This is a genomic window from Streptomyces sp. NPDC098789, from assembly GCF_044759975.1.
In the GTDB taxonomy this organism is placed as follows: Bacteria; Actinomycetota; Actinomycetes; order Streptomycetales; family Streptomycetaceae; genus Streptomyces.
This window is the reverse complement of record NZ_JBIWAJ010000025.1, coordinates 93,884-114,162: the sequence shown is the minus strand read 5'-3', so window position 1 is coordinate 114,162 and position 20,279 is coordinate 93,884. Positions and strand designations below refer to the sequence as shown.

Genomic DNA, 20,279 nt, shown 5'->3' with positions numbered 1-20,279 from the left:
TACGACATGTGTTCACGCAGTGTTTCGGCTAGCTGTCCCGCCCATTGCCGACAAGGCGCATACCGGTCCTGCTGCGGAGGATTCGTAGCTGCACGAGCGCGGACATCTCACGCTGACCTCGGAGGTTACCCGAAGGGTGCTCGGCTGGAAAGCGCCGGTATTGCGTACACGGAAAAGTCGACGGGGGCATTGCAGGATGCCCCTTGCCAGATGAATGTGCCGTAGCGCCTGTCGGCCAAACCGGCGCGCGCTGTCCGCCAGTCGTGCCCCCGCCGCGTTATCGATCACTCGGCCGGGGCATCATCGACCGTAACGTGCGCCCGGACGGACCGGGCCGGGCCCACTCGTGGAGGGACGCTTCGATGGGGGAGAAGGTCGTGGCAGGCGGATTCGACCTGTCCGATCGGCAACGGTATCGGAGGAAGCTTCACGAGTGCCTGGAGGGACTGGAGCGGCTTCTGGCGGAGAAGAGGTTCGATCGCCCCAAGAACATGATGGGGCTGGAGATCGAGTTGAATCTCGCGGGTTCCGACGGATTGCCGAGAATGGTGAATGCCCAGGTACTGGAGCGCATTGCGAGCCCCGATTTCCAGACCGAACTCGGAATGTTCAACCTGGAGGTCAACATACTTCCGCACCGGCTCGACGGCCGGGTTTTCGACCAGCTCGCGGAAGAGCTCAGTGCGAGTCTCGCATATGCCAATCGGCAGGCCGCGGAGATAGACGCCGGGGTGGTGATGATCGGCATCCTGCCGACGATCTCCCGCGGCGACCTCGTCTCCGCGAACCTCTCGGCGGTGGACCGCTACTCGCTGCTGAACGAGCAGATCCTGATGATGCGGGGCGAGGACTTCGTCCTCGACATCGACGGGGTGGAGCGGCTGACCTGGACCTCGGGGTCGATCGTCCCGGAGGCTGCCTGTACCTCGGTCCAGCTGCACCTCCAGGTCACCCCCGCCCGGTTCGCGGACGTGTGGAACGCGGCGCAGGCGGTGGCGGCGGTACAGATAGCCGTGGGCGCCAACTCCCCCTTCCTCTTCGGGCGCGAGCTGTGGCGGGAGTCGCGGCCCCCGCTCTTCCAGCAGGCCACCGACACCCGGCCGCCCGAGCTCCAGGCCCAGGGGGTGCGGCCGCGGACCTGGTTCGGCGAGCGCTGGGTGGACTCGGCGTACGAACTCTTCGCGGAGAACGTCCGCTACTTCCCGGCGCTGCTGCCGATCTGCGACGAGGAGGAGCCACTGCGGGTGCTCGGCGAGGGCGGGGTGCCCGGCCTCCAGGAACTCGTCCTGCACAACGGCACCGTCTACCGCTGGAACCGGCCCGTGTACGGGGTCGCCGACGGGGTGCCGCACCTGCGGGTGGAGAACCGGGTGCTGCCGGCCGGACCCACCGTCACCGACGTGGTCGCCAACGCCGCCTTCTACTACGGGCTCGTGCGCACCCTCGCCGACGAACAGCGCCCGGTGTGGAACCGGCTGCCCTTCGCGGAGGCGGAGGCCAACTTCGACGCGGCCTGCCGGTACGGGATCGACGCGCGGCTGCGCTGGCCGCGCCGGGGCCGGGGCGGGGGACTGGCGAGCGTGCCCGCGGTCCGGCTCGTGCTGGACGAGCTGCTGCCGATGGCGGCGGCCGGGCTCGACGCCTGGGGCATCGAGCCCGCGGACCGGGACCACTACCTCGGGATCATCGAGGAGCGCTGTCGCAGGCGCGCCAACGGTGCGACCTGGCAGGTCGAGACCTACCACCGGGCGCTGGCCGCCGGGCTGGAACGGGACGCGGCGCTCGCGGCGACCACCCGCCGCTACACCGAGCTCATGTACAAGGGGGACCCCGTGCACACTTGGCCCGCCGGGCTGCCGGAGGAGGAGGTGAGCGCGGCCCTGACCGCTGGGCGGTAGGGCGGTGGGGGCGGTCGGACGGTGGGGGCGGTTGGGCGGCGGGGGCGGTTGGACGGCCGGGGCCGTCGGGCGGAACCGTTCCGTCCGACGCACGGGTCCCTTCCGGTGCCCGGGTTCCGTCCGGCGCCGCGTCCCGTACGGCGCCGTGCCTTGCCCGGTGATCCCGTTCCGCCGTCGAGCGGGCAGTATGGGGTGGTCGGAGCGGGACGGTGGGTCGGAGCGGGACGGAGTCAGGCGTGCGGGCGGATCCGGAGCCGGTGGTCGGGACCTTGCGCGAGGACGGGCGGCGGGTCCTGCGGACCGAGACGCTGCTGGTGCTCGCCCTGTCGCTGGGTGCGAGCGCGGTCTCGGCGCTCATCAGCTTCATCGGCTCGCTCACCAAACCGGGCGGGCTGAAGGACCAGGCCGCCACGCTCAACGGCTCCTACGCGCCGGGTCGCCCCTGGCTGGACCTGTCCTGGCAGCTCTTCGGGATCGCGACCGCCCTGGTCCCCGTACTCCTCGTGGCCCACCTGCTCACCCGCGAGGGTGCGCCCGGCCTGCGGGTGCTCGGTTTCGACCGCACCCGGCCCCGCGCGGACCTGGGGCGCGGGGCGCTCGTCGCGGCCGGGATCGGCAGCGCCGGGCTCGCCTTCTACCTGGCGGCGCGCGCCACGGGCTTCAACCTGACGGTGGTGCCGGAAGCGCTGCCCGACGTGTGGTGGAAGTTCCCCGTACTGATCCTCTCCGCGGTGCAGAACTCCGTGGTGGAGGAGGTCATCGTGCTGGCCTACCTGCTGCGCAGGCTGGACGGGCTGGGCTGGTCGCCGATGGCCGCGCTGCTGGCCAGTTCGGTCCTGCGCGGCTCGTACCACCTCTACCAGGGCATCGGCGGCTTCCTGGGCAACGTCGTCATGGGCGTCGTCTTCGTCCTGCTCTACCGGCGCTGGGGCCGGGTCGGGCCGCTGGTGGTCGCGCACGCACTGCTCGACATCGTCGCCTTCGGCGGGTACGCGCTGCTCGCCGGCAAGGTCGGCTGGCTGCCCACGCCCTGAGGGGCCGGTACGCGGGCGGCGGCGGCCCGGTTCAGGGGGCGGTCAGCAGCTCCCCGTCGAGGACCGTGACGGCGTGCCCGGTCAGGAACGTACGGTCCCCCGCGAGCCGGACCCCGACCAGGCCGGTGCGCGCCGAACCCTGGAAGCCGGTCAGCTCGGTGCGGCCCAGGCGGGCGGCCCAGAAGGGTGCGAGCGCGGTGTGCGCGCTGCCGGTGACCGGGTCCTCGTCGACGCCGACGGCGGGGAAGAAGCCGCGGGAGACGAAGTCGTACCCCCGGGCGGGGTCCTCGGCCGCAGCGGTGACGATCAGCCCGCGCTTGGCGTAGGCGGCGACCACCGCGAGGTCGGGGCGCAGCTCGCGCACGGTGCGCTCGTCGGCCAGCTCGACCAACAGGTCGCCGATGTGGGTGGCGGTGTCGTGGACGGAGCGCACCTCCACCCCGCCCAGCGCCAGGGCGAGGGCCTCCGGGAGCTCGTACGGGCTGAGCGTGGAGGTCGGGAAGTCCATGGTCACCGTGGAGTCGGCGGCGGCCTCGGTGGTGAGGACGCCGCAGCGCGCGGCGAACCGGACCGGTCCGTCCGCCAGGCCGGTGCTCGCCAGGACGTGCGCGGTGGCGAGGGTGGCGTGGCCGCACATGTCGACCTCGGCGGTCGGGGTGAACCAGCGCAGCGCCCAGTCGGCCTCCCCGCCGGGCGGCAGCGGGTGCGCGAAGGCGGTCTCGGAGAGGTTGACCTCGGCGGCGACCTGCTGGAGCCACGTGTCGGGCGGGAAGCCCGCGGCGCCGTCCAGGAGCAGGACTCCGGCGGGGTTGCCCTGGAAGGGCCGGTCGGTGAAGGCGTCGACGATTCGGATGCGCATGCCTTCGACCGTAGGACGGGCCGTGACCGGCGGACAAAGGCCAATTCCGGGTGGGTGGCCTTGCCGGTGGCCTGGTGGTCGGCCTGGTGCCGCGCCGTTCGTGGCCTGGTGCCGCGCTGCTCGTGGCCTGGTGCCGCGCCGTTCGTGGTCCGGTGCCGCGCTGCTCGTGGTCCGGTGTCAGGTGGCCCGGTGGTGCAGGACCACCACGTCGCCCGCGTCCGGATCACCCATCAGCACGAACAGCTCGGGCCGCTCCCGGGTCCCCGCCACGCTCCACCGCAGCTCCGCGGTCTTGCAGTCGGGGAGCGCGAGGACCACGCCCGCCCGGCCCTCGTTCGCCGACCCGCCCGCAGCCGTGGAGCGCCAGGTGCCGTGCCCGGTGCAGTGGCCCACGACGTCGAAGCCGTTGTGCACGGGTAGCTGCTGGGCCTCCGCCTCGCCCCGGTCCCCGAGCGTCAGGCTGACTCCGTCGCCCGTCCACCGGCCCACGAAGTCGGCGTGCCCGAGGGCGGGCGCCTCGTATCCGGGGGCGCCTGCTCCGAGGACGAGGGCGGCGAGCACCGCCACCGCGATCGGCCCGATCGCCCAGAGTCGGATCCTGCCGCTGGGTATCTGCCGCATCCGGGCGAGCACCGCGACGGCCACGGGTGGGAACCCGACGGCGGCCGTCCAGCCGAGCGTGGTGGTGTACGCGGCGCCGGTGAGCACCGAGAGCGGTAGGGCGTACCCGGCCGCGAACACGACCGCCGTGGGCAGGGCCCATCGCGGAGCGGAGATCCGGGTGCGCACGCCCAGGGCGTTCGACGCGAGCATCACCGGGGTGGTGAAGAGCAGGCTGTGCAGCCATCCCGCCGCGTAGGCGAGGAGGGGGCCGAAGACGGCCATCACGAACAGCCCGAAGAGCAGGGCGATGGCGCCGCCGTAGCCGCGGCCGTAGGGCTCGGCCCCGAGCGAGGCGACTTGGGCGTACAGCGCCGCGCAGAGGAGCGTGCCGCCTCCCACGATCTCGGCGCCCGGTGCGATGCCGGTCAAGGCGTTGGACTGACGCGGCTGCGCGGCGGCGACATGGTGGTACACGGCGAGGCCCCCCTCGGGCACGAATTGAACGTGTTCAATCGATGCGGACACTACACCCTCGGCGCGCTCGTGTCGTCGGGCGGCGTTCACCGTCAGCCGGCCGCGTGGCCTTCCCTGGTCAGGGCGTGGACGGTGCAGGGGCGGCCGAGGACCGAGTCCTCGCGCAGCGGGGTGAAGCCGAGGCGCCGGGCGACGGCTGCGGAGGCCGTGTTGCCGTGGTGGATCATGGCGGTGATCTGCTGGAGGCCCAGTGGTCCGAAGCCCCACGCGAGCACGGCGCGGGCGGCCTCGGTGGCGTAGCCGTGGCCCCAGTGGGCGCGGGCGAAGGTCCAGCCGATCTCGGTCTCGTCGAACTCTTCCCACCAGTTCAGGCCGGAGCGTCCGATCGCCTCGCCGGTGCTGCGCAGTTCGACGGCGCACAGGCCGTGGCCGCGCCGGGTCCACTGGTCCTGTATCGCGTGCAGGCGTGCGGCGGCCTGCTCCCGGTGGTAGCCGCCGACGAACCGGTTGACCTCGTCGTCCGTGTGGAGGCGCACCCACCAGTCGGTGTCGGCTTCGGTGAGCGGGCGCAGCCGGAGGCGGTCTGTGGTGATCACTGGCTTCGGTCTCCTCGTGTCCGCGGGGCGGTGTGTCCGGGTGTCCGGGTGTCCGGTTGCCCGGGTGTCCAGGTGTCCAGGTGTCCGGGTGTCGGTGTGTCCGGTTCTCCGGGGAAGGGGCGCGGTCCTCAGTCGACGCAGAACTCGTTGCCCTCGATGTCCAGCATGGGTATGCACGCGTCGTTGCCGTCGTACAACGTCCGCACGTGCACCGCGCCGAGGGGGACCAGGCGTGCGCACTCGGCTTCCAGCGCGGCGAGGCGCTCCTCGCCCACGAGTCCGGTGCCGACCCGGATGTCGAGGTGCAGCCGGTTCTTGGCGGCCTTCCCCTCGGGGACGCGCTGGAAGTACAGCCGCGGGCCGACGCCCGAGGGGTCGCTACAGGCGAACCAGGCGTCCCGCTCCTCGGCCGGCTGCGAAGCCCTGAAGTCGTCCCAGGTGGCGAACCCCGCCGGTGGGGGCGCCGCGACGTACCCCAACACCTCGCACCAGAAGAGGGCGAGGCGCTCCGGTTCCGCGCAGTCGAAGGTGACTTGGAACTTCTTGATCGATGACATCGGCCCACCGTAACGGCGCGTCCCGGCGCCGGAGCCCCTCGGGCGTCACGGCCCGCGCGGAGGCCGCCATGACCGGTATCGACTCACTGCGGGATTCCCGTCACGTGTGGAGCGCACGTGCGGATACGTTCCCTGGTCAGGGCTTCCTGGGTGCCGGGGCCGGGGCCGGGGCCCGGTGCGGTTTCGCGGGCGGAGCCGGTGCGTCCTCGCCCTGGTGGGTGATGGTGAACCGGCCGGTGTAGCCGACCTCGGGCGGCCTCCCCAGGGCGATCGCGTACGTGTCGTCGGTGGGCAGGTCGGCGGGGGGCGTCCAGTCGTACGTGCCGGAGGAGCCCTCCACCACGGCGATCTGGAGCACCTGCTGGCGCGCGGTGGACGAGCCGCGCATCAATGTGAGCGGCTGCCTGCCGGGTGCGCCGCCGGTCCAGACGATGGAGTGGGCCCGGCCGGCCTGCCAGACGACACCGGTGACGGGCTGGGAGAACGTAGAGGCCGCGGCGGCGGGTTGAGGCTGGGTCACGCTGGTGACGGCGCTGTACGCGAGGGCCAGCAGGACGGCCGCCAGCGCCAGGCGCGGCCGCCGTCGGGTGGGAGCGAGGGATTCCATGATCTGCTCAACGGTCCCCGCGACCCGCCGGGCACGGGCGGGTACGGGCACGCATCGGGTGGGGTCCGACTTCGGTGGCGATCCGGGGCTCGTGCCCGGTCCGCGACACATCGGGATCGCGAGGCTCGTTAAGAACACTCCCGATATATCGTTGACACATCGCGAGCGGTCGGCGATGGTTGGGATGTCGGACAACGACATGAACGAATCAGTAGGAACAATGACGAAAGGAGCGCAGTCATGCGTTCACACGGACATGAGCACGGACACGAGCACGGTCGTGGGCACGGGCACTGCGGGCCGGACCGTCAGGGTGACTTCGAGGGTCGGCGCGCCGCCTTCGGCCCGTTCGGGCCGCCCTTCGGTGGGCCCTTCGGCGGGCGCGGCGGGCGTGGCGGACCGCACCGGCGGGCTCGGCGGGGGGACGTCAGGGCCTCGATCCTGGCGCTGCTCGCGGACCGGCCGATGCACGGCTACGAGATGATCCAGGAGATCGGCGAGCGCAGCGGAGGGGCCTGGAAGCCCAGCCCGGGGTCGGTCTACCCGACCCTGCAGATGCTGGAGGACGAGGGGCTCATCAGCAGCGCGAGCGAGGGCGGCAAGAAGCTGTTCACGCTGACCGACGCCGGCCGCACCGAGGCCGAGGCGGGCTCCGCGGCTCCCTGGGAAGAGGCCGGGCGCGGGTTCGACCGCGAGGCGATGAACGAGATCCGTACGGCCGGCTTCGGCCTGATGGAGGCCTTCGGCCAGGTCTGGAAGACCGGCTCGTCCGAGCAGCGGGAGAAGGCCGTCGCGGTCATCAACGAGGCCCGTAAGAAGCTCTACCTGATCCTCGCCGACGAGCACTGACCGTCCGGCGAGAGGTACGGCCGAGCGCCCCGCGCGTCATGACGCGCGGGGCGCTCCGGCGTGGGCCGGTGGTGGGCGGGCGACCGGTCAGGCGACCAGGCCGGCCAGCTTGCGCAGGGACTCGTTCAGCGCGGCGCTGGCCGAGTCCTTCAGCTTGCCCGCCATGAGGGAGACGGCCGCGCCCTGGAAGTCCCCGTCGATGCGCACGGTCGTCGCCTCCCCGTCCGGGATCAGGGTGTAGCGGGTGCCCACGACCACGCCCATCGGGCCCTTGCCGCGGATGGCGAAGACGCGCTCGGTCTCCAGCTCCTCGATGGTCCACACGACCTCGGCCGGGAAGCCCATCATCTTCATGTTCTCGGCGAAGGTGGAGCCGACGGCCAGGGTCTCCGGGCCGCCCTTGGGGAAGCCGGTGTGGGTCATGCTCCACTGGCCGTACGCGTCCCAGTCCGTGAGCTGCGACCAGAGCGCGGAGGCGGAGGCCTCGATGCGTGATTCCGCGGTGACTTCGGCCATGGGACCGCCCCTTCTCGTCGGCTGTGTCCGGCGGAACGTAGTCCCGGTCGGCGGAACATTCAAGACTGACGACCTGTCAGGAAATCTCAACAGGCGTCACCCCGGTGACGCTCCTGACGAGGGCTGTCATGATGTGCCGATGCAAGCGTCAGGGAGAAATGCCGGACTGGGCCTCGCCCTCGTTTCGGCGTGTGCGTTCGGTGGTTCCGGGGTGGCGGCGAAGCCGCTGATCGAGGCGGGTCTGGACCCGTTGCACGTGGTCTGGCTGCGGGTGGCCGGGGCGGCGCTGGTGATGTCCCCGTTGGCCTGGCGCCACCGTGGACTGTTGTTCCGCAAACCCGCGCTGCTCGCCGGCTTCGGCCTGGTCGCCGTGGCCGGGGTGCAGGCCTTCTACTTCGCCTCCCTGTCCCGAATACCGGTCGGCGTGGCCCTGCTGCTGGAGTACCTCGGCCCCGCGCTGCTGCTCGGCTACATCTGCTTCGTCCAGCGCAAGCCGGTGACCCGGGCGGCCGCCGCCGGGGCCGCGGTGGCCGTCGTCGGCCTGGCCTGCGTGGTCGAGATCTGGGCCGGGCTGCGGCTGGACCCGCTCGGGGTGCTGCTCGGCGTGGCCGCCGCCTGCTGCCAGGCCTGCTACTTCGTCCTGGCCGACCAGGGTGCGGACGGGGAGGACGCGCCCGACCCGTTCGGGGTGATCGCGTACGGCATGGTCATCGGTGCGCTGGTGATGACCGTGATCGCGCGGCCCTGGGAGACGCGATGGGCGGTCCTGGGACGGGACGCGGACGTCGGCGGGACGGCCGTGCCCGCGCTGGTGCTCGTCGGCTGGATCGTGCTCATCGCGACGGTCGCGGCCTACCTGACCGGTGTGGTGTCGGTGCGCATGCTCTCGCCGCAGGTGGCGGGCGTGGTCGCCTGCCTGGAAGCGGTCGTCGCCACCGTGCTGGCCTGGGTGCTCCTCAAGGAACACCTCTCGACCCCGCAGATCATCGGCGGTGCGCTGGTGCTGGGCGGGGCCTTCATCGCGCAGACCTCGCGGCCCGCGGCGCCGAAGCCGGGCCCGGGGTCGGGCGCGGGGGACGGGCGGAGCGCCCCGGACCCGGCCGCCCTGGGGCCGGGAGCCATGGACCAGGCGGTCCTGGGAGCCGGCCGCGAAGTCGTCGATCGGGAAGCCGTCGATCGGGAAGCCGTGGACCGGGGAGCCGTCGAACCCGGGGCGCTGGACCGGACGGCCGCGACGGCCTAGGGTCACGACCATGCTGATGAACGTGCTGCCGCCTCCCGCCGCCTGACGCGGGCGGCCTCGCCACTGCGCCGACGAACCCCGCCCGGAGTCACCGGGCCGGTCCGTGCTGCCCGCGAAGAGATGACCATTCCCCTCATCCTTCACGTCACGCGGAGCACACGTGTCGAAGCAGTCGAAGCATCTGTACCTCGTCGTCGCCGGAGCCGCCTGGGGCACCGCCGGGGCGGCCGCCTCACTCCTCTTCCTGGCGAGCGACCTCGGTCCGCTGGCCCTGTCCTTCTGGCGCTGCGCGGGCGCCCTGCTGCTCCTCCTCGGGGCGCTGGCCCTGCGCCGCCCGTGGGCCGGCCGACGACACTCGGCGCCGCGGCCGTCGGCGGCCTCGTTGGTCGTCACCGGGCTGCTCTTCACCCTGTTCCAGGCCGCCTACTTCGGGGCCGTGCGCGAGACCGGGCTCGCGGTCGGGACGGTGGTCACCCTGGGCGCCGGGCCGGTGATGATCGCGCTCGGGGCGCGGTACTGGATGGGCGAGCGGCTCGGCCGGGGCGGGGCGGCCGCCGTCTGCGGTGCGCTGGCCGGGCTGGTGGCGCTGACGCTGGGCGGCGGGGGCGCCGAGGTGCGGCCCGCCGGGGTCGGCTGGGCGCTGCTGTCGGCGTCCGGCTACGCGGTGATGACCCTGCGCACGCGCGCCCTCGGGCGGCGCGGGGCGGGCGGGGACCCCTTGGTCACGACCGCGTGGTCACTGGCGGTCGGCACCGTGTGCCTGCTGCCGCTGGCCGTGCTGGAGGGGCTGGTTCCGCACACCGCGCAGCCGGGTCGGGTGCTGTGGCTGCTGGTGTACGTGGCGACGGTGCCCACCGCGCTCGCGTACGTCCTCTACTTCACCGGCGCGGCCGCGGTGCGGGCCGCCACGGTGTCCGTGATCATGCTGATCGAGCCGGTGAGCGCGGCGCTGATCGCCGTACTGGTCCTGGGGGAGCGGCTGACCGGGTCGGTGGTGCTCGGCATCCTGCTCCTGCTGGCGGCGGTCCTCGCGCTGATCGTCGCGGAGGGCCGCCGTCCGGCGCTGGAGGGCGCCGCCGCCGGGGCGGACGGAGCCCGGGGTGGCGCGGTGGACGGGCCCGAGGTGGGGCCCGTTCCGGCTCAGAGCGCGGCGATGTAGTCCGGTACCTCGATCCCGGGGGCCAGGTCGGCCGCCGGGACCGGGGCGCCGTAGGTCCGCGCGACGGGGACCACGCCCGACCAGAACGGCAGGTCCAGGTCCCGGGCCTCGTCGTTGGGGCCGCCGGTGCGAAGCTTCGCGGAGACCTGTTCGAGGTCGAGCCGGATGACGGCGGTGGCGGCCAGTTCCTTGGCGTCGGCCGGGCGGGAGTCCGCCGAGCGGCCCGCCACCACCTGGTCGACGAGGGCGTCGAGGGCCGTCCGGCGCTCGGCCTCGTCCGTGACCTCGTACGCCGTGCCGTGCACCACGACCGAGCGGTAGTTCATCGAGTGGTGGAAGGCCGACTTGGCCAGCACCAGCCCGTCGAGGTGCGTGACCGTGACGCACACGGGGAGGCCGGGGTCGGCCTTGCCCACGGCGAGCAGCGGGCGCGAACCGGTGGAGCCGTGGAGGTAGAGCGCCTCGCCGACCCGACCGTAGAGGGTCGGCAGGACCACCGGGGCGCCGTCGCGGATGAAGCCGAGGTGGCAGAGGTAACCCTCGTCGAGTATCGCGTGCACCGTCTCGCGGTCGTAGCGCGCGCGGTCGCGGGAGCGGGAGGGGATGGTGAGGTCCGTCGGCTCGTAGGCGTCGGTCGCGGGGTCGTGGGCGGCGGCGGGCGCGACGGTCATGATGCGAACTCCATTGCACTAGTGCATACTGTGGTTTGTGCTAGGAGAATACACAATCGTCGGAAGCCGTGCATCTGAGATCGCGGCCAGTGTCGAAGCGGGCGTGGGCTCCGGGGAGCTGGCCCCCGGCGCCCTGCTGCCACCGATGCGCGAGCTGGCGGGGGCGCTCGGGGTCAACCCGAACACCGTCGCCGCCGCCTACCGCACGCTGCGCGAACGCGGGGTCATCGAAACCGACGGGCGGCGCGGCAGCCGGGTGCGCGCCCGACCCGCCAGCACCCCGCGCGACGGTCTGCGGGTGGCGGTTCCGCCGGGCGGCCGGGACGTGGCCAGCGGCAACCCCGATCCGGCCGTACTGCCCCAGCTGTCCGGCGCGCTGGCGGCCGCGGCCCGGCGCTACGCGCAGGCGCCCACCCGGTACGGGGACGAGCCCGTCGTCCCCGAACTGGCCCGGCTCGCCCGGGCCGGGCTCGACGCCGACGGGGTGCCCGCCGGGCCCGTCGGGCTGACCTCGGGCGCGCTCGACGCGCTGGAGCGGGTGCTGTCGGCGCACCTGCGCCCGGGGGACGCCGTGGCGGTCGAGGATCCGGGGTGGGGCAGCGTGCTGGACCTCGTGCCCGCGCTCGGCCTGCGGATCGCGCCCGTCGCCGTCGACGACGAGGGGCCGGTGCCCGAGGCCGTCGAGCGGGCCCTCGCGGAGGGCGCGCGGGCGCTGGTGGTCACCGCGCGGGCGCAGAACCCCACGGGCGCGGTGGTGAGCGCGGCGCGGGCGGCCGTGCTGCGGGAGCTGCTGGCCCGCCACCCGCACGTGCTCGTCATCGACGACGACCACGGGCACGGCATCGTCGATCTGCCGCTGGAACCCCTGGGCGGGGTCACCCGGCACTGGGCGCTGGTGCGGTCCACCGCCAAGGCGTACGGGCCGGACCTGAGGCTCGCGGTGCTGACGGGGGACGCGGTCACGGTGGACCGGGTGCTCGGCCGCCAGCGGCTGGGTCCGGGTTGGGTGAGTCGGCTGCTCCAGTACGCCGTCATCGAGCTGTGGACCTCGGGGGCCGTGGACGCGGCCGCGGTGGCACGGGCGTACGGGGAGCGGCGGGACGCGCTGGTGGCGGCGCTGCGCGAGCGGGGCGTGGCCGCGCACGGGCGCAGCGGGATGAACGTGTGGGTGCCCGTGCCGGACGAGACGGGGGCGGTGACCCGGCTCCTCGCGGCCGGCTGGGCGGTGGCGCCGGGCGCGCGCTTCCGGGTGGACAGCGGTCCGGGCGTACGGATCACCGTGTCGCCGGTGGCCCCGGCCGAGATCCCGGCGCTGGCGGACGCGGTGGCGCAGGCGGTCCGCCCGGCGCGGGGGGTCCGGTACGACTAGCGGAACGGCCCCGGGGAGCGGATTGCGGAACGGCTCGGGAGACGGCTCGGGAAACGCCGAGTGCCGTGACCTCCTCCGGTCACGGCACTCGGCGCGCGGTGGCGCGGCGGGGTCAGCCCTTCTTGCGCGGGCCGGACCGGGTCTGGGTCAGGGCGGCGCCGGCGAGGACGATCGCGGCGCCCACCGGGGTGTTCCAGTGCAACTGCTCGCCCAGGACCAGGACGCCCGCCGCGGTCGCGATCACCGGGATGAAGTACGTGACCATCTGGGCCGTGGTCGGGCCGATCTCGCTCACCAGGCCGTACTGCATCTGTAGGGCCATGCCCGTCCCCAGCGCGCCCAGCGCGACCACCGACAGCGTGGGCCACAGCGGGAAGGAGGTCGGCGCGCTGGTGAACGCGGCGCTCACCACCGCCAGCTGGAGGGTGGAGACGATCAGTTGGGCTCCGGTCAGCGCCACCGGCGAGCCGGGGGTGCCGGCCAGGGTGCGGCGGACGTAGATCCAGCCGATCGGGTAGCAGAGGGACGCGAGCAGGGCGAAGGCCGTGCCCTTCGCGTCGACGCCCGCGAAGCCCTGCCAGGCGCCGAGGACCGTCAGCACCCCGAGGAAGCCGAGGCCGAGGCCCGCGAAGCGGCGCCGGGTCGGCCGGTCCTCGGAGAGGGCGACCAGGGACAGGGCCATGCCCCACAGCGGGGAGGTGGCGTTGCAGATGCCCGCGAGGCTGGAGGGGATGCTCAGCTCGGCGTAGGCGAAGAGGGAGAAGGGGGCGCTGTTGAGCAGCAGCGCCGCCACCGACAGGTGGCCCCAGGTCCGCAGCCCCCGGGGGAGCGGCTCGCGCCGGACGAGCAGGACGGTGACGAGGGCGAGCGCGCCGAAGAAGACCCGACCCATGGAGACGTGGAAGGGGGCGTAGGCCTCGGTGCCCACCTTGATGAACAGGAAGCTGAACCCCCAGACCACCGAGAGGATCGCGAAGCGGATCCGCCAGTCGAGGCCCGGGCGGGCCGCGGCCGGGGCGGTGGGCGGGATGGTGGCCGCGATGGTGGTCGGCGTGGTGGCCGCGGGGGTGGGGGCGGCGGTGGAGGAGGTGGGGAGGGTCGGCCGGGCGGGTGCGGATGCGCTCATGGAGATCACTCTGCTCCGTACGACCTCTTAGGACAAGCGAGAGTTCTTTCGACTCACGCCGTAGCATTGCTTACATGTTGAACTTGGAGCGCCTGCGCACGCTCGACGCCCTCGCCCGGCACGGCTCGGTCAGCGGGGCCGCCGACGGCCTGCACGTCACGACCTCGGCCGTCTCCCAGCAGATGGCCAAACTGGAGCGCGAGGTCGGCCAGCCCCTGCTCTCCAAGTACGGCCGCGGGGTCCGGCTCACCGACGCGGGGCGCCTGCTCGCCGACCACGCCGCACGGATCATCTCCCAGGTGGAGCTGGCCCAGTCCGACGTGGAGGCCCAGCGCGGCTGCGTCGTCGGCGAGCTGCGGATCGGTGCCTTCCCCACCGCGATGCGCGGGCTGCTGCCGCGCACCCTCAGCGCGCTGCGCGCCGCACACCCCGAGCTGCGGGCCCGGGTGACCGAGCAGGAGCCGGAGCAGAGCATGCGCGCCGTGGTGCGCGGGGACCTCGACCTCGCGGTGGCCATCGACTGGCACAACCGGCGGATGCCGGTGCCCGCCGAACTCTCCCGCGCCCACCTGCTCGACGACTCCGTCGACATCGCGATGCCCGCGGGGCACCCGATGGCCGAGCGGAGCCGGATCTCCCTGGCCGACTTCGCCGACGACGACTGGATCTCCTGGAACGAGGGCCAGTTCTGCCACGAGTGGCTGGTCTTCACGCTGCGCGGCCTGGGCGTGGAACCGCGCATCGCGCACATCGCCGAGGAGCACCACACCCAGCTGGCGTTCGTCGAGGCCGGGCTCGGGGTGTGCGTGGCGCCGCGGCTCGGGCGCGGGCCGGTGCCGCCCGCGGTGCGGCTGCTCCCGGTGTGCGACACCCTGCGCCGCCACGTGTACGTCGTCTGGCGGGCCGATGCCGACCGGCGGCCTTCGATCCGGGCGGCGGTGGCGGCGCTGCGGGACGCCGCGGCCCTGCTCTGAGACGGCCGGCGCCCGGCTGTGGACGCCCTGCTTCCGGCGCCCGGCCTCAGGGCCCGGGTCGCAGCACTACCGCTTGCGGAAGTCCCAGGACACCACCGAGTCCGGGGTGAGGCGGATCCACGCGTGCCGCCCGTCGTGGGGCATCTCGGTGATGCCGAAGTTCTTCACCGGGAAGAGCCGTTCGGCCTCCTCCAGCTCCGGGCAGGGCTCGCCGGTCCGGGGCGCTTCGCCGACGAAGACCGCGCTGCCGGAGAGCTCGACGCCGCGCAGCTCGTCGTACTCCTCGCCCGCGTCCACGACCACCGAGATCCGCGGGTCCTTCCGCAGGTCCGCCCAGCGGCGGCTGCGGGTGATCGAGTACAACCACAGCGAGGTGCCGTCCCAGGCGAACCAGAGGGCGCCGACGTGCGGGCGGCCGTCGCCGGAGACGGTGGCGACCCGGCAGGTGCGCTCGGCGCGCAGGAACTCGTCCACCTCCGCGCCGGTCATCATGATCCGCCGGCCGCGCCGCTGTGCGTCGTCCATCCGCCCCACACCCCTTCACATCTGACTATGTGTCAGGAATCATGAGGGCTCTTCCGTCATCACGCCAGGGGGATGCATGTCCCAGGACGCCGCCCGCCGCGACCGGCTCAGGGCGCAACTCGACCCCGCCACCACCGCGCTGCTGACCGTCGAGTGCCAGAACGGGGTCGTCGGCGCGGACAGCGCGCTGCCCGAGCTGGCCAAGGAGGCTCAGGCGTCCGGCATGTTGGGGCGGGTGGCCGCACTGGTCGACGCCGCGCACCTGGCGGGCGTACAGGTCCTGCACGCGGTGGCCGAGCGGCGGCCGGACGGGCGGGCGGCCAACTCCAACGCGCGGCTCTTCCGGGCGGCCGGGAAGCTCCCGGTGCAGCAACTGTCGGGCACGCGCGCGGTCGAGGTCGCCGAGCCGATCGCGGTCGCCGAGGAGGACATCGTCGTACGCCGCCTGCACGGGCTGTCCCCGATGGCCGGGACCGACCTGGACGCCCTGCTGCGCAATCTCGGTTGCCGCACCCTCGTCGTCACCGGGGTCTCCGCCAACGTCGCGATCCCGAACACGGTCTTCGACGCGGTCAACCTCGGCTACACCGTCGTGGTCCCGGCCGACGCGATCGCCGGGGTGCCGGCCGACTACACCCCGCAGCTCATCCGCAATTCCCTGGCCCTGGTCGCCACCGTCACCACGGCCGAGGACGTCATCGACACCTGGGCGCGGGACTGAGGTCAGCCGCGGCGGGCGGCGCCCTGGGAGAGGAGGGCGTCGCCGACGAGGCGGACCCCGCGGGACAGCCGGCCCAGCTGCTGGAGCTCGACGGCGTACATCCTGATGGAGTTCTCGATCACGGAGGCGGCCACGCCCATCGAGGGGAGTTCCGCCCGGCTGGTCTCCAGGGCGATCCGCATCGTCCGTACCTCGTGCCGCAGTTGGAGCTGGGCGTGCCGGGCGAGCAGGGCGGGATGGCGGGTCAGCGTCGGGTAGCTGCCGTAGCGGGCCGGGAGCAGGTCCCGTAGCCAGTGCACGGCGGTGCGCTCCCAGTCCTGGGTGCCGGGAGCCTTGACCTGGCAGGGCCAGTCGGGGCTGAGCGTGATGGAGGCAGTCTGGCGCATGCTCGTCGCTTCCGAGTGGTGTCGAACTCTGATCGAGACGTTGCTGCGGCGGCCCCGGCCCAGGGGTTGGCCGGGACCGCCGTGAGCGCTCCGGTGGATCCGTAAGCCGGGATCGGGCACGGGTGGGACGTGAGGAGGAGTGGCGTCACACCGCGTGCCCGTCTCCGGGAGGGCTTGGGGTGAGCTCTCCGTGGCGTCTGGTGGATCGGGGGCGCTCGGCAAGTAAACATATATACCGTCGGGTAAGCAAGGGAATGAAAAATTACATACGACGGCAAGATGAAACCCGGCCCCGGAAATCGGTCGTGGAGCCGGGTGCGGGTGCGGGTGCGGGTGCGGGTGTGGGGCGGGTGTGGGGGTGCGGGTCGGGTCCGGGCGTGGGTTCGGTCCTAGAGGAAGAAGCCGTGCTGGTCGGCGACCTGCTCGTAGCCTTCGAGGCGTGCCTGGGTCCGCTCGGGGTCCGCGTCGGCCATCGCCTGGAGCAGGGCCGCGGACAGCATGCCGGGTGCCGCGTAGGAGTCGAAGACGAGCCTGGCTCCGGTGCCCGCGGTCAGCGTCACGTCCGCGGCGTCCGTCAGGGGGCCCAGGGTCGGATCGGTGATCAGCGCGGTGCGCAGCCCCACGCTCCGCGCGGCCCGGAGCGCTCCCAGCGTCTCCTTGGCGTGCCGGGGCATGGCGTAGGCCAGCACCCAGGTCCCGCCCGCGGCCCGCGACTGGAGCAGGGCGTCGTAGGCCACGCTGCCGCCGCGGGTCACCAGGCGGACGTCGGGGTGGATGCGCCGGGCGGCGTAGGCGAAGTACTCCGCCAGTGACACCGAGATCCGCAGGCCGAGCACCGTCAACGGCACGGAACCGGCGAGCTCGCGCCCGATGTTCAGCACCTGGTCGGTGTCGGCGAGCAGGTGGCGCAGGTTCTGCAGGTTCTCGATCTCGGCGTCCACGGCCGCCTGCAACTCGTTGCGGCGGAACTGCCCGCCGGCCCCGGGGGCGCCCGCGACCGCGCTCAGGGCGATCGGTTGGAGCGCGTCCCGCAGGGCGGGGTAGCCGCTGAATCCGAGGGACACGGCGAAGCGGGTCACGGACGGTTGGCTGACCCCGACCCGGTCCGCCAACTCGGTGATCGAGAGGAAGGCGGCCTCGGTGAGGTGGTCGATCAGGTACTGGGCGATCCGCCGCTGTCCCGGGGAGAGCCGGTGGCCGTCGAACAGTGCGCGGACCCGCTCGCCGGGGGCGCGTTCGGGTTCAGGCGAGCGACCGCCCGGCGTGATGGCGGCTGCTTGGGCGCGTGCCTGCTGCCCGGATGACACCGACGGGCCTCCCTCTCATGTCACTCGTCACCCAACATAGCTCACACCCTGTGCCCGGTCCTTCGAGCGTCAGCCGAGGCTCCAGGACCAGGTGTGGTCCGCGCCGATGAGGCAGGCCAGGACGACGAGGTCCGCGACCCCGAGGGCCAGCCCGAGGCGGGCACGGGCGGGGCGGGTCGTTCCGCGGATCAGGGCGAGGGCGGCGAGGGCGATCGCGACGGGTCCGAGGACGAGGTTCATGGCCAGGAGCCCGACCAGGCCGGACACGAAGGAAAGGACGGCCATGGTGTCGGCATCGCCGGCCGAACGCGCGTCGCCGGGGGAACGTGCGTCGCGGGCCGAACGCGCGTCGTGGGCGGAACCGGTCGTGCCGGTCATGTCAGTCGTGCCGGCCGTGTCCGTCACGCCGGCCGAACGGGCCCCGGGAGTCGGGCCGTCGGGGCCGGTGCCGGTCGTCGGGGCCCCGGCGCGGAGCTCCGGGGCGGGGGTGGTGGAGCGGCGCTCCCGGACGGCGGGTCGGTGCGTGGTCATGAGGAACTCCCCTGACGGTCGACGCGGTGGTGGCGCCCGGTCCGCTCCCGTACGGCGAAGACCGTGAGCCAGATGGCGATCACGGCCGTCGCGACGAGCGAGACCGCCGCCGGAACGTGGGCCACGGTTCCCAGCAGGATGCCCAAGAGCAAAAGGGCCGCTACGAGGAAGAGCATCGTGCTTCCTCCTTCGGATTCCTAGAATCGGTAACAGTTGTTCACTGACTGGTCAGTCTAAATGATGGCATGCGGTCGCCGCGGGATGGGGGTTTACTTTCCGTCATGAACCAGACCGTCGGGGCCCGCCAGGCCCAACGCCTCCGTACGCGCCGGGCCTTGCTGGACGCCGCGCTCTCGCTCCTGGAGGAGCAGAGCCTGGGCAGCCTCGGTCTGCGCGAGGTGACCCGCGCGGCGGGAGTGGCGCCGACGGCCTTCTACCGGCACTTCACCGGCATCGAAGAACTGGGGGTCGCCCTGGTGGACGAGGCGCTGGGGAACCTGGAGGAGGGGATCGCCGCGGTCTTCTTCGACGGCGCCGGGATCGCGGCCCGACGCATCGACCAGGCAGTGGATTTGATGGCCGGACTCGTCCGCGCGTACCCGGCACACCTGCGATTCATCGTCCGGGAACGCCACGGAGGGGTCCGCAGGGTGCGCGAGGCGGTCGCCGGACGGCTGGACGGCTTCGCCCGGGACTTGGCCGAAAACCTCGCCGCCGACCCGCTCGGCGCCGGGTGGAGTCCCGAGGACCTGCTGATGCTCGCCCGCCTCTACGTCGACCACATGGTGATGACGGCGTCCGCCTACCTGGCGGCGTCCCTGGAGGGCAACGCGTGGGCCGACGTCACCGACACGGCCCGCCGTCAGCTCCGGCTGATCCACGCGGGGCGGCTCCACTGGACGGGGGCCGGCCGGGCCGACGGCCCTTGAGCTTCGCCGGATCCCGGATCAGTCGCGGTGCAGCAGGCCCATGACCTCCTTGACGAGCACGGCGGCGAGGCCGCTCACGAGCGCGCCGATCGTCCGGTGGAGCAGGCCCGGGCCGCGCGGCTCGGGGCGCCGGGCGGCGCGGGCCGGACTCGGCCGCGTGTGGGTGCGGGATCGGGGGTGGTGGCGACGGTGTTTGCGGCGGCTCACGGTTTCCTCCGGAGGTACGTGCCCCCGCGTCCGCCGGTCTGTCCGTCCGGTGCGGCGCGAGGGCTTCCGATATCACGCGGATCACCCTGCCGGGAGAGGAATCGGCGGGCTCCGCACGGGCCTCCGATCTCGGTGTAACTTCCACGGCATGAAAAAAGGCCAGGTCAGGGAGTGGGAGCCGGGCACGGCCGCAGACCTCGTGGGCGACGCCGAAGCCCTCGGAGTCGAGCGGGTCTCGGCGCGCATGGTCACGGACTGGGTGGAGGTCGGGCTGCTGGCCGCCCCCGAGTTCCGGAAGTCCACCCGGCACGGCAGCGACCTCGGACTCTTCCCCGCCGTCCAGCGCCGGCTCTTCTCCGAGCTGCTCGACGTGCGCAGGCGCTCGCCCCTCGCCCGGATCCCGCACCACGCCCTGATCCCGGTGGCGCTCTTCGTCTGGTTGAACTCCGACACCGTCGTGCCGGTGGCGCAGGCGCGCCGGGCGCTGCGCACGTACGCCCGGACCACCGGCAAGGCGAACGCCACCCGACGGCGGGACACCGCCCGCCGCGTCGTCGAACAGTTCGCCCATCCCTCGGCCACCCACCAGCAGCGCCGTACGGTCCAACTGCTGGTCGAGGAGGGGGAGAAGAGCGGCAGGCCCGACTGGGCGCGGCTGCACTCCGCGCTCACCGCCGTCTGCTCGCCGTGGCCGACCGCGGGCGTGCCCCTGCTGGAGCGCGGCATCGGCCGCCCGGACGCGCCGCTGACGGTGACCGATTCGATCGTGCTCAAGGTGGCCGCCGAGCGGCTCAGGGCCCGGCTCGGTGCCGAGCAGGTCCAGGAGGAGGACCTGCTGCGCGCGCGCAGCGTGCACCGGACCGACTGGGCGCGGTACGAGACGGCACGCGGCCGGGAGCAGCCCGAGGGCACGACCCCCGGGTTCTTCGCGGTTCCCGAGGGAGCGGAGGCGCGGGCCCGGGAACAGGTGCACGCGTACACGGGCACCCTCGCGGGAGTGCTGGGCATCATCGCGGGGGTGGCGGCCACGGCGCGGGCCGCTCGTCGCCCCTTTTGACGGTGGCCGCTGCCGGTCCGGTCATGGGGGGTGACCGGCGAGAACGGCGTCCACCGGCCCCGTGGCGTGCCATGCTCGACA

The 20,279-nt window shown here is 73.2% G+C and carries 24 protein-coding genes; 10 read left to right on the top strand and 14 right to left on the bottom strand.

What is annotated here, in order from left to right:
• Window positions 1-362 precede the first annotated feature (362 nt).
• Window positions 363-1,898, top strand: coding sequence for a glutamate-cysteine ligase family protein (locus tag ACIQWR_RS36080; RefSeq protein WP_404018643.1), 1,536 nt, complete (start codon window positions 363-365; stop codon window positions 1,896-1,898).
• A 236-nt stretch (window positions 1,899-2,134) separates the two neighbouring features.
• Window positions 2,135-2,932: a CPBP family intramembrane glutamic endopeptidase gene (locus ACIQWR_RS36075; protein ID WP_404018640.1), complete on the top strand. Its 798-nt coding sequence runs from the start codon at window positions 2,135-2,137 to the stop codon at window positions 2,930-2,932.
• Between the two features lie 31 nt (window positions 2,933-2,963).
• On the opposite strand, the gene ACIQWR_RS36070 is transcribed toward ACIQWR_RS36075, so the two are convergent.
• The 5 genes from ACIQWR_RS36070 to ACIQWR_RS36050 form a co-directional block, all read right to left on the bottom strand.
• Window positions 2,964-3,791 (bottom strand): PhzF family phenazine biosynthesis protein, encoded by an 828-nt coding sequence (locus ACIQWR_RS36070; RefSeq protein WP_404018638.1) that lies wholly within the window; start codon window positions 3,789-3,791, stop codon window positions 2,964-2,966.
• 177 nt (window positions 3,792-3,968) lie between these two features.
• A complete protein-coding gene (locus tag ACIQWR_RS36065) occupies window positions 3,969-4,889 on the bottom strand; it encodes a hypothetical protein (protein WP_404018636.1) in 921 nt (306 codons plus the stop codon).
• A 71-nt stretch (window positions 4,890-4,960) separates the two neighbouring features.
• Window positions 4,961-5,464: a GNAT family N-acetyltransferase gene (locus ACIQWR_RS36060; RefSeq protein WP_404018633.1), complete on the bottom strand. Its 504-nt coding sequence runs from the start codon at window positions 5,462-5,464 to the stop codon at window positions 4,961-4,963.
• A gap of 128 nt (window positions 5,465-5,592) precedes the next feature.
• Entirely contained in the window at window positions 5,593-6,021 is a 429-nt protein-coding gene (locus tag ACIQWR_RS36055; protein ID WP_404018630.1) for a VOC family protein, read from the bottom strand.
• A 136-nt stretch (window positions 6,022-6,157) separates the two neighbouring features.
• Window positions 6,158-6,628 (bottom strand): GPI anchored serine-threonine rich family protein, encoded by a 471-nt coding sequence (locus tag ACIQWR_RS36050; protein ID WP_404018629.1) that lies wholly within the window; start codon window positions 6,626-6,628, stop codon window positions 6,158-6,160.
• Window positions 6,629-6,868: 240 nt separating this feature from the next.
• On the opposite strand from ACIQWR_RS36050, the gene ACIQWR_RS36045 reads away from it, so the two are divergent.
• Window positions 6,869-7,477, top strand: coding sequence for a PadR family transcriptional regulator (locus ACIQWR_RS36045; protein ID WP_399259013.1), 609 nt, complete (start codon window positions 6,869-6,871; stop codon window positions 7,475-7,477).
• Between the two features lie 87 nt (window positions 7,478-7,564).
• Here the strand turns inward: ACIQWR_RS36045 and ACIQWR_RS36040 are convergent, their stop codons facing one another.
• The gene (locus ACIQWR_RS36040; RefSeq protein ID WP_404018626.1) at window positions 7,565-7,993 is read right to left on the bottom strand and encodes an SRPBCC family protein; all 429 of its coding nucleotides are present in this window, start codon (window positions 7,991-7,993) and stop codon (window positions 7,565-7,567) included.
• A 139-nt stretch (window positions 7,994-8,132) separates the two neighbouring features.
• On the opposite strand from ACIQWR_RS36040, the gene ACIQWR_RS36035 reads away from it, so the two are divergent.
• Complete coding sequence (locus tag ACIQWR_RS36035; protein ID WP_404018623.1) at window positions 8,133-9,236, top strand: EamA family transporter; 1,104 nt, start codon at window positions 8,133-8,135, stop codon at window positions 9,234-9,236.
• Between the two features lie 160 nt (window positions 9,237-9,396).
• Complete coding sequence (locus tag ACIQWR_RS36030; RefSeq protein ID WP_404018621.1) at window positions 9,397-10,395, top strand: DMT family transporter; 999 nt, start codon at window positions 9,397-9,399, stop codon at window positions 10,393-10,395.
• On the opposite strand, the gene ACIQWR_RS36025 is transcribed toward ACIQWR_RS36030, so the two are convergent.
• Window positions 10,377-11,066 (bottom strand): pyridoxamine 5'-phosphate oxidase family protein, encoded by a 690-nt coding sequence (locus ACIQWR_RS36025; protein WP_404018619.1) that lies wholly within the window; start codon window positions 11,064-11,066, stop codon window positions 10,377-10,379. The two genes, ACIQWR_RS36030 and ACIQWR_RS36025, sit on opposite strands and share 19 nt — an antisense overlap.
• A gap of 37 nt (window positions 11,067-11,103) precedes the next feature.
• On the opposite strand from ACIQWR_RS36025, the gene ACIQWR_RS36020 reads away from it, so the two are divergent.
• Window positions 11,104-12,435: an aminotransferase class I/II-fold pyridoxal phosphate-dependent enzyme gene (locus ACIQWR_RS36020; RefSeq protein ID WP_404018616.1), complete on the top strand. Its 1,332-nt coding sequence runs from the start codon at window positions 11,104-11,106 to the stop codon at window positions 12,433-12,435.
• A gap of 112 nt (window positions 12,436-12,547) precedes the next feature.
• On the opposite strand, the gene ACIQWR_RS36015 is transcribed toward ACIQWR_RS36020, so the two are convergent.
• Window positions 12,548-13,561, bottom strand: a complete 1,014-nt coding sequence (locus ACIQWR_RS36015) for a DMT family transporter (RefSeq protein WP_404018613.1) — start codon at window positions 13,559-13,561, stop codon at window positions 12,548-12,550.
• A 74-nt stretch (window positions 13,562-13,635) separates the two neighbouring features.
• Here ACIQWR_RS36015 and ACIQWR_RS36010 point away from each other — a divergent pair, with 74 nt between their 5' ends.
• Window positions 13,636-14,535, top strand: a complete 900-nt coding sequence (locus ACIQWR_RS36010; protein WP_404018610.1) for a LysR family transcriptional regulator — start codon at window positions 13,636-13,638, stop codon at window positions 14,533-14,535.
• Between the two features lie 66 nt (window positions 14,536-14,601).
• On the opposite strand, the gene ACIQWR_RS36005 is transcribed toward ACIQWR_RS36010, so the two are convergent.
• A complete protein-coding gene (locus ACIQWR_RS36005; RefSeq protein WP_404018608.1) occupies window positions 14,602-15,060 on the bottom strand; it encodes a pyridoxamine 5'-phosphate oxidase family protein in 459 nt (152 codons plus the stop codon).
• A gap of 76 nt (window positions 15,061-15,136) precedes the next feature.
• On the opposite strand from ACIQWR_RS36005, the gene ACIQWR_RS36000 reads away from it, so the two are divergent.
• Window positions 15,137-15,781: a cysteine hydrolase gene (locus ACIQWR_RS36000; protein ID WP_404018606.1), complete on the top strand. Its 645-nt coding sequence runs from the start codon at window positions 15,137-15,139 to the stop codon at window positions 15,779-15,781.
• Between the two features lie 2 nt (window positions 15,782-15,783).
• Here ACIQWR_RS36000 and ACIQWR_RS35995 read toward each other — a convergent pair whose 3' ends face one another.
• The 4 genes from ACIQWR_RS35995 to ACIQWR_RS35980 form a co-directional block, all read right to left on the bottom strand.
• A complete protein-coding gene (locus ACIQWR_RS35995; protein ID WP_404018603.1) occupies window positions 15,784-16,167 on the bottom strand; it encodes a hypothetical protein in 384 nt (127 codons plus the stop codon).
• Between the two features lie 389 nt (window positions 16,168-16,556).
• A complete protein-coding gene (locus tag ACIQWR_RS35990) occupies window positions 16,557-17,474 on the bottom strand; it encodes a MurR/RpiR family transcriptional regulator (RefSeq protein ID WP_404018600.1) in 918 nt (305 codons plus the stop codon).
• Window positions 17,475-17,543: 69 nt separating this feature from the next.
• Window positions 17,544-18,005, bottom strand: coding sequence for a hypothetical protein (locus ACIQWR_RS35985; protein ID WP_404018597.1), 462 nt, complete (start codon window positions 18,003-18,005; stop codon window positions 17,544-17,546).
• On the bottom strand, window positions 18,002-18,181 hold the full coding sequence (locus tag ACIQWR_RS35980) for a hypothetical protein (RefSeq protein ID WP_404018594.1): 180 nt from the start codon (window positions 18,179-18,181) through the stop codon (window positions 18,002-18,004). Before ACIQWR_RS35980 ends, ACIQWR_RS35985 begins: the two co-directional genes overlap by 4 nt.
• A gap of 105 nt (window positions 18,182-18,286) precedes the next feature.
• On the opposite strand from ACIQWR_RS35980, the gene ACIQWR_RS35975 reads away from it, so the two are divergent.
• Window positions 18,287-18,934 (top strand): TetR family transcriptional regulator, encoded by a 648-nt coding sequence (locus ACIQWR_RS35975; RefSeq protein WP_404018593.1) that lies wholly within the window; start codon window positions 18,287-18,289, stop codon window positions 18,932-18,934.
• 18 nt (window positions 18,935-18,952) lie between these two features.
• On the opposite strand, the gene ACIQWR_RS35970 is transcribed toward ACIQWR_RS35975, so the two are convergent.
• A complete protein-coding gene (locus tag ACIQWR_RS35970; RefSeq protein WP_404018591.1) occupies window positions 18,953-19,141 on the bottom strand; it encodes a hypothetical protein in 189 nt (62 codons plus the stop codon).
• Window positions 19,142-19,289: 148 nt separating this feature from the next.
• On the opposite strand from ACIQWR_RS35970, the gene ACIQWR_RS35965 reads away from it, so the two are divergent.
• Window positions 19,290-20,198 (top strand): hypothetical protein, encoded by a 909-nt coding sequence (locus ACIQWR_RS35965; RefSeq protein ID WP_404018588.1) that lies wholly within the window; start codon window positions 19,290-19,292, stop codon window positions 20,196-20,198.
• Window positions 20,199-20,279: the final 81 nt, after the last annotated feature.

What these genes read in the sequence shown, in the direction of transcription:
- ACIQWR_RS36080 (WP_404018643.1), top strand. Translation starts at nt 363, where the DNA reads ATGGGGGAGAAGGTCGTGGCAGGCGGATTCGACCTGTCCGATCGGCAA.
- ACIQWR_RS36070 (WP_404018638.1), bottom strand. Translation starts at nt 3,791, where the DNA reads ATGCGCATCCGAATCGTCGACGCCTTCACCGACCGGCCCTTCCAGGGC.
- ACIQWR_RS36055 (WP_404018630.1), bottom strand. Translation starts at nt 6,021, where the DNA reads ATGTCATCGATCAAGAAGTTCCAAGTCACCTTCGACTGCGCGGAACCG.
- ACIQWR_RS36050 (WP_404018629.1), bottom strand. Translation starts at nt 6,628, where the DNA reads ATGGAATCCCTCGCTCCCACCCGACGGCGGCCGCGCCTGGCGCTGGCG.
- ACIQWR_RS36045 (WP_399259013.1), top strand. Translation starts at nt 6,869, where the DNA reads ATGCGTTCACACGGACATGAGCACGGACACGAGCACGGTCGTGGGCAC.
- ACIQWR_RS36040 (WP_404018626.1), bottom strand. Translation starts at nt 7,993, where the DNA reads ATGGCCGAAGTCACCGCGGAATCACGCATCGAGGCCTCCGCCTCCGCG.
- ACIQWR_RS36035 (WP_404018623.1), top strand. Translation starts at nt 8,133, where the DNA reads ATGCAAGCGTCAGGGAGAAATGCCGGACTGGGCCTCGCCCTCGTTTCG.
- ACIQWR_RS36025 (WP_404018619.1), bottom strand. Translation starts at nt 11,066, where the DNA reads ATGACCGTCGCGCCCGCCGCCGCCCACGACCCCGCGACCGACGCCTAC.
- ACIQWR_RS36015 (WP_404018613.1), bottom strand. Translation starts at nt 13,561, where the DNA reads ATGAGCGCATCCGCACCCGCCCGGCCGACCCTCCCCACCTCCTCCACC.
- ACIQWR_RS36010 (WP_404018610.1), top strand. Translation starts at nt 13,636, where the DNA reads ATGTTGAACTTGGAGCGCCTGCGCACGCTCGACGCCCTCGCCCGGCAC.
- ACIQWR_RS36005 (WP_404018608.1), bottom strand. Translation starts at nt 15,060, where the DNA reads ATGGACGACGCACAGCGGCGCGGCCGGCGGATCATGATGACCGGCGCG.
- ACIQWR_RS36000 (WP_404018606.1), top strand. Translation starts at nt 15,137, where the DNA reads ATGTCCCAGGACGCCGCCCGCCGCGACCGGCTCAGGGCGCAACTCGAC.
- ACIQWR_RS35995 (WP_404018603.1), bottom strand. Translation starts at nt 16,167, where the DNA reads ATGCGCCAGACTGCCTCCATCACGCTCAGCCCCGACTGGCCCTGCCAG.
- ACIQWR_RS35985 (WP_404018597.1), bottom strand. Translation starts at nt 18,005, where the DNA reads ATGACCACGCACCGACCCGCCGTCCGGGAGCGCCGCTCCACCACCCCC.
- ACIQWR_RS35980 (WP_404018594.1), bottom strand. Translation starts at nt 18,181, where the DNA reads ATGCTCTTCCTCGTAGCGGCCCTTTTGCTCTTGGGCATCCTGCTGGGA.
- ACIQWR_RS35975 (WP_404018593.1), top strand. Translation starts at nt 18,287, where the DNA reads ATGAACCAGACCGTCGGGGCCCGCCAGGCCCAACGCCTCCGTACGCGC.
- ACIQWR_RS35965 (WP_404018588.1), top strand. Translation starts at nt 19,290, where the DNA reads ATGAAAAAAGGCCAGGTCAGGGAGTGGGAGCCGGGCACGGCCGCAGAC.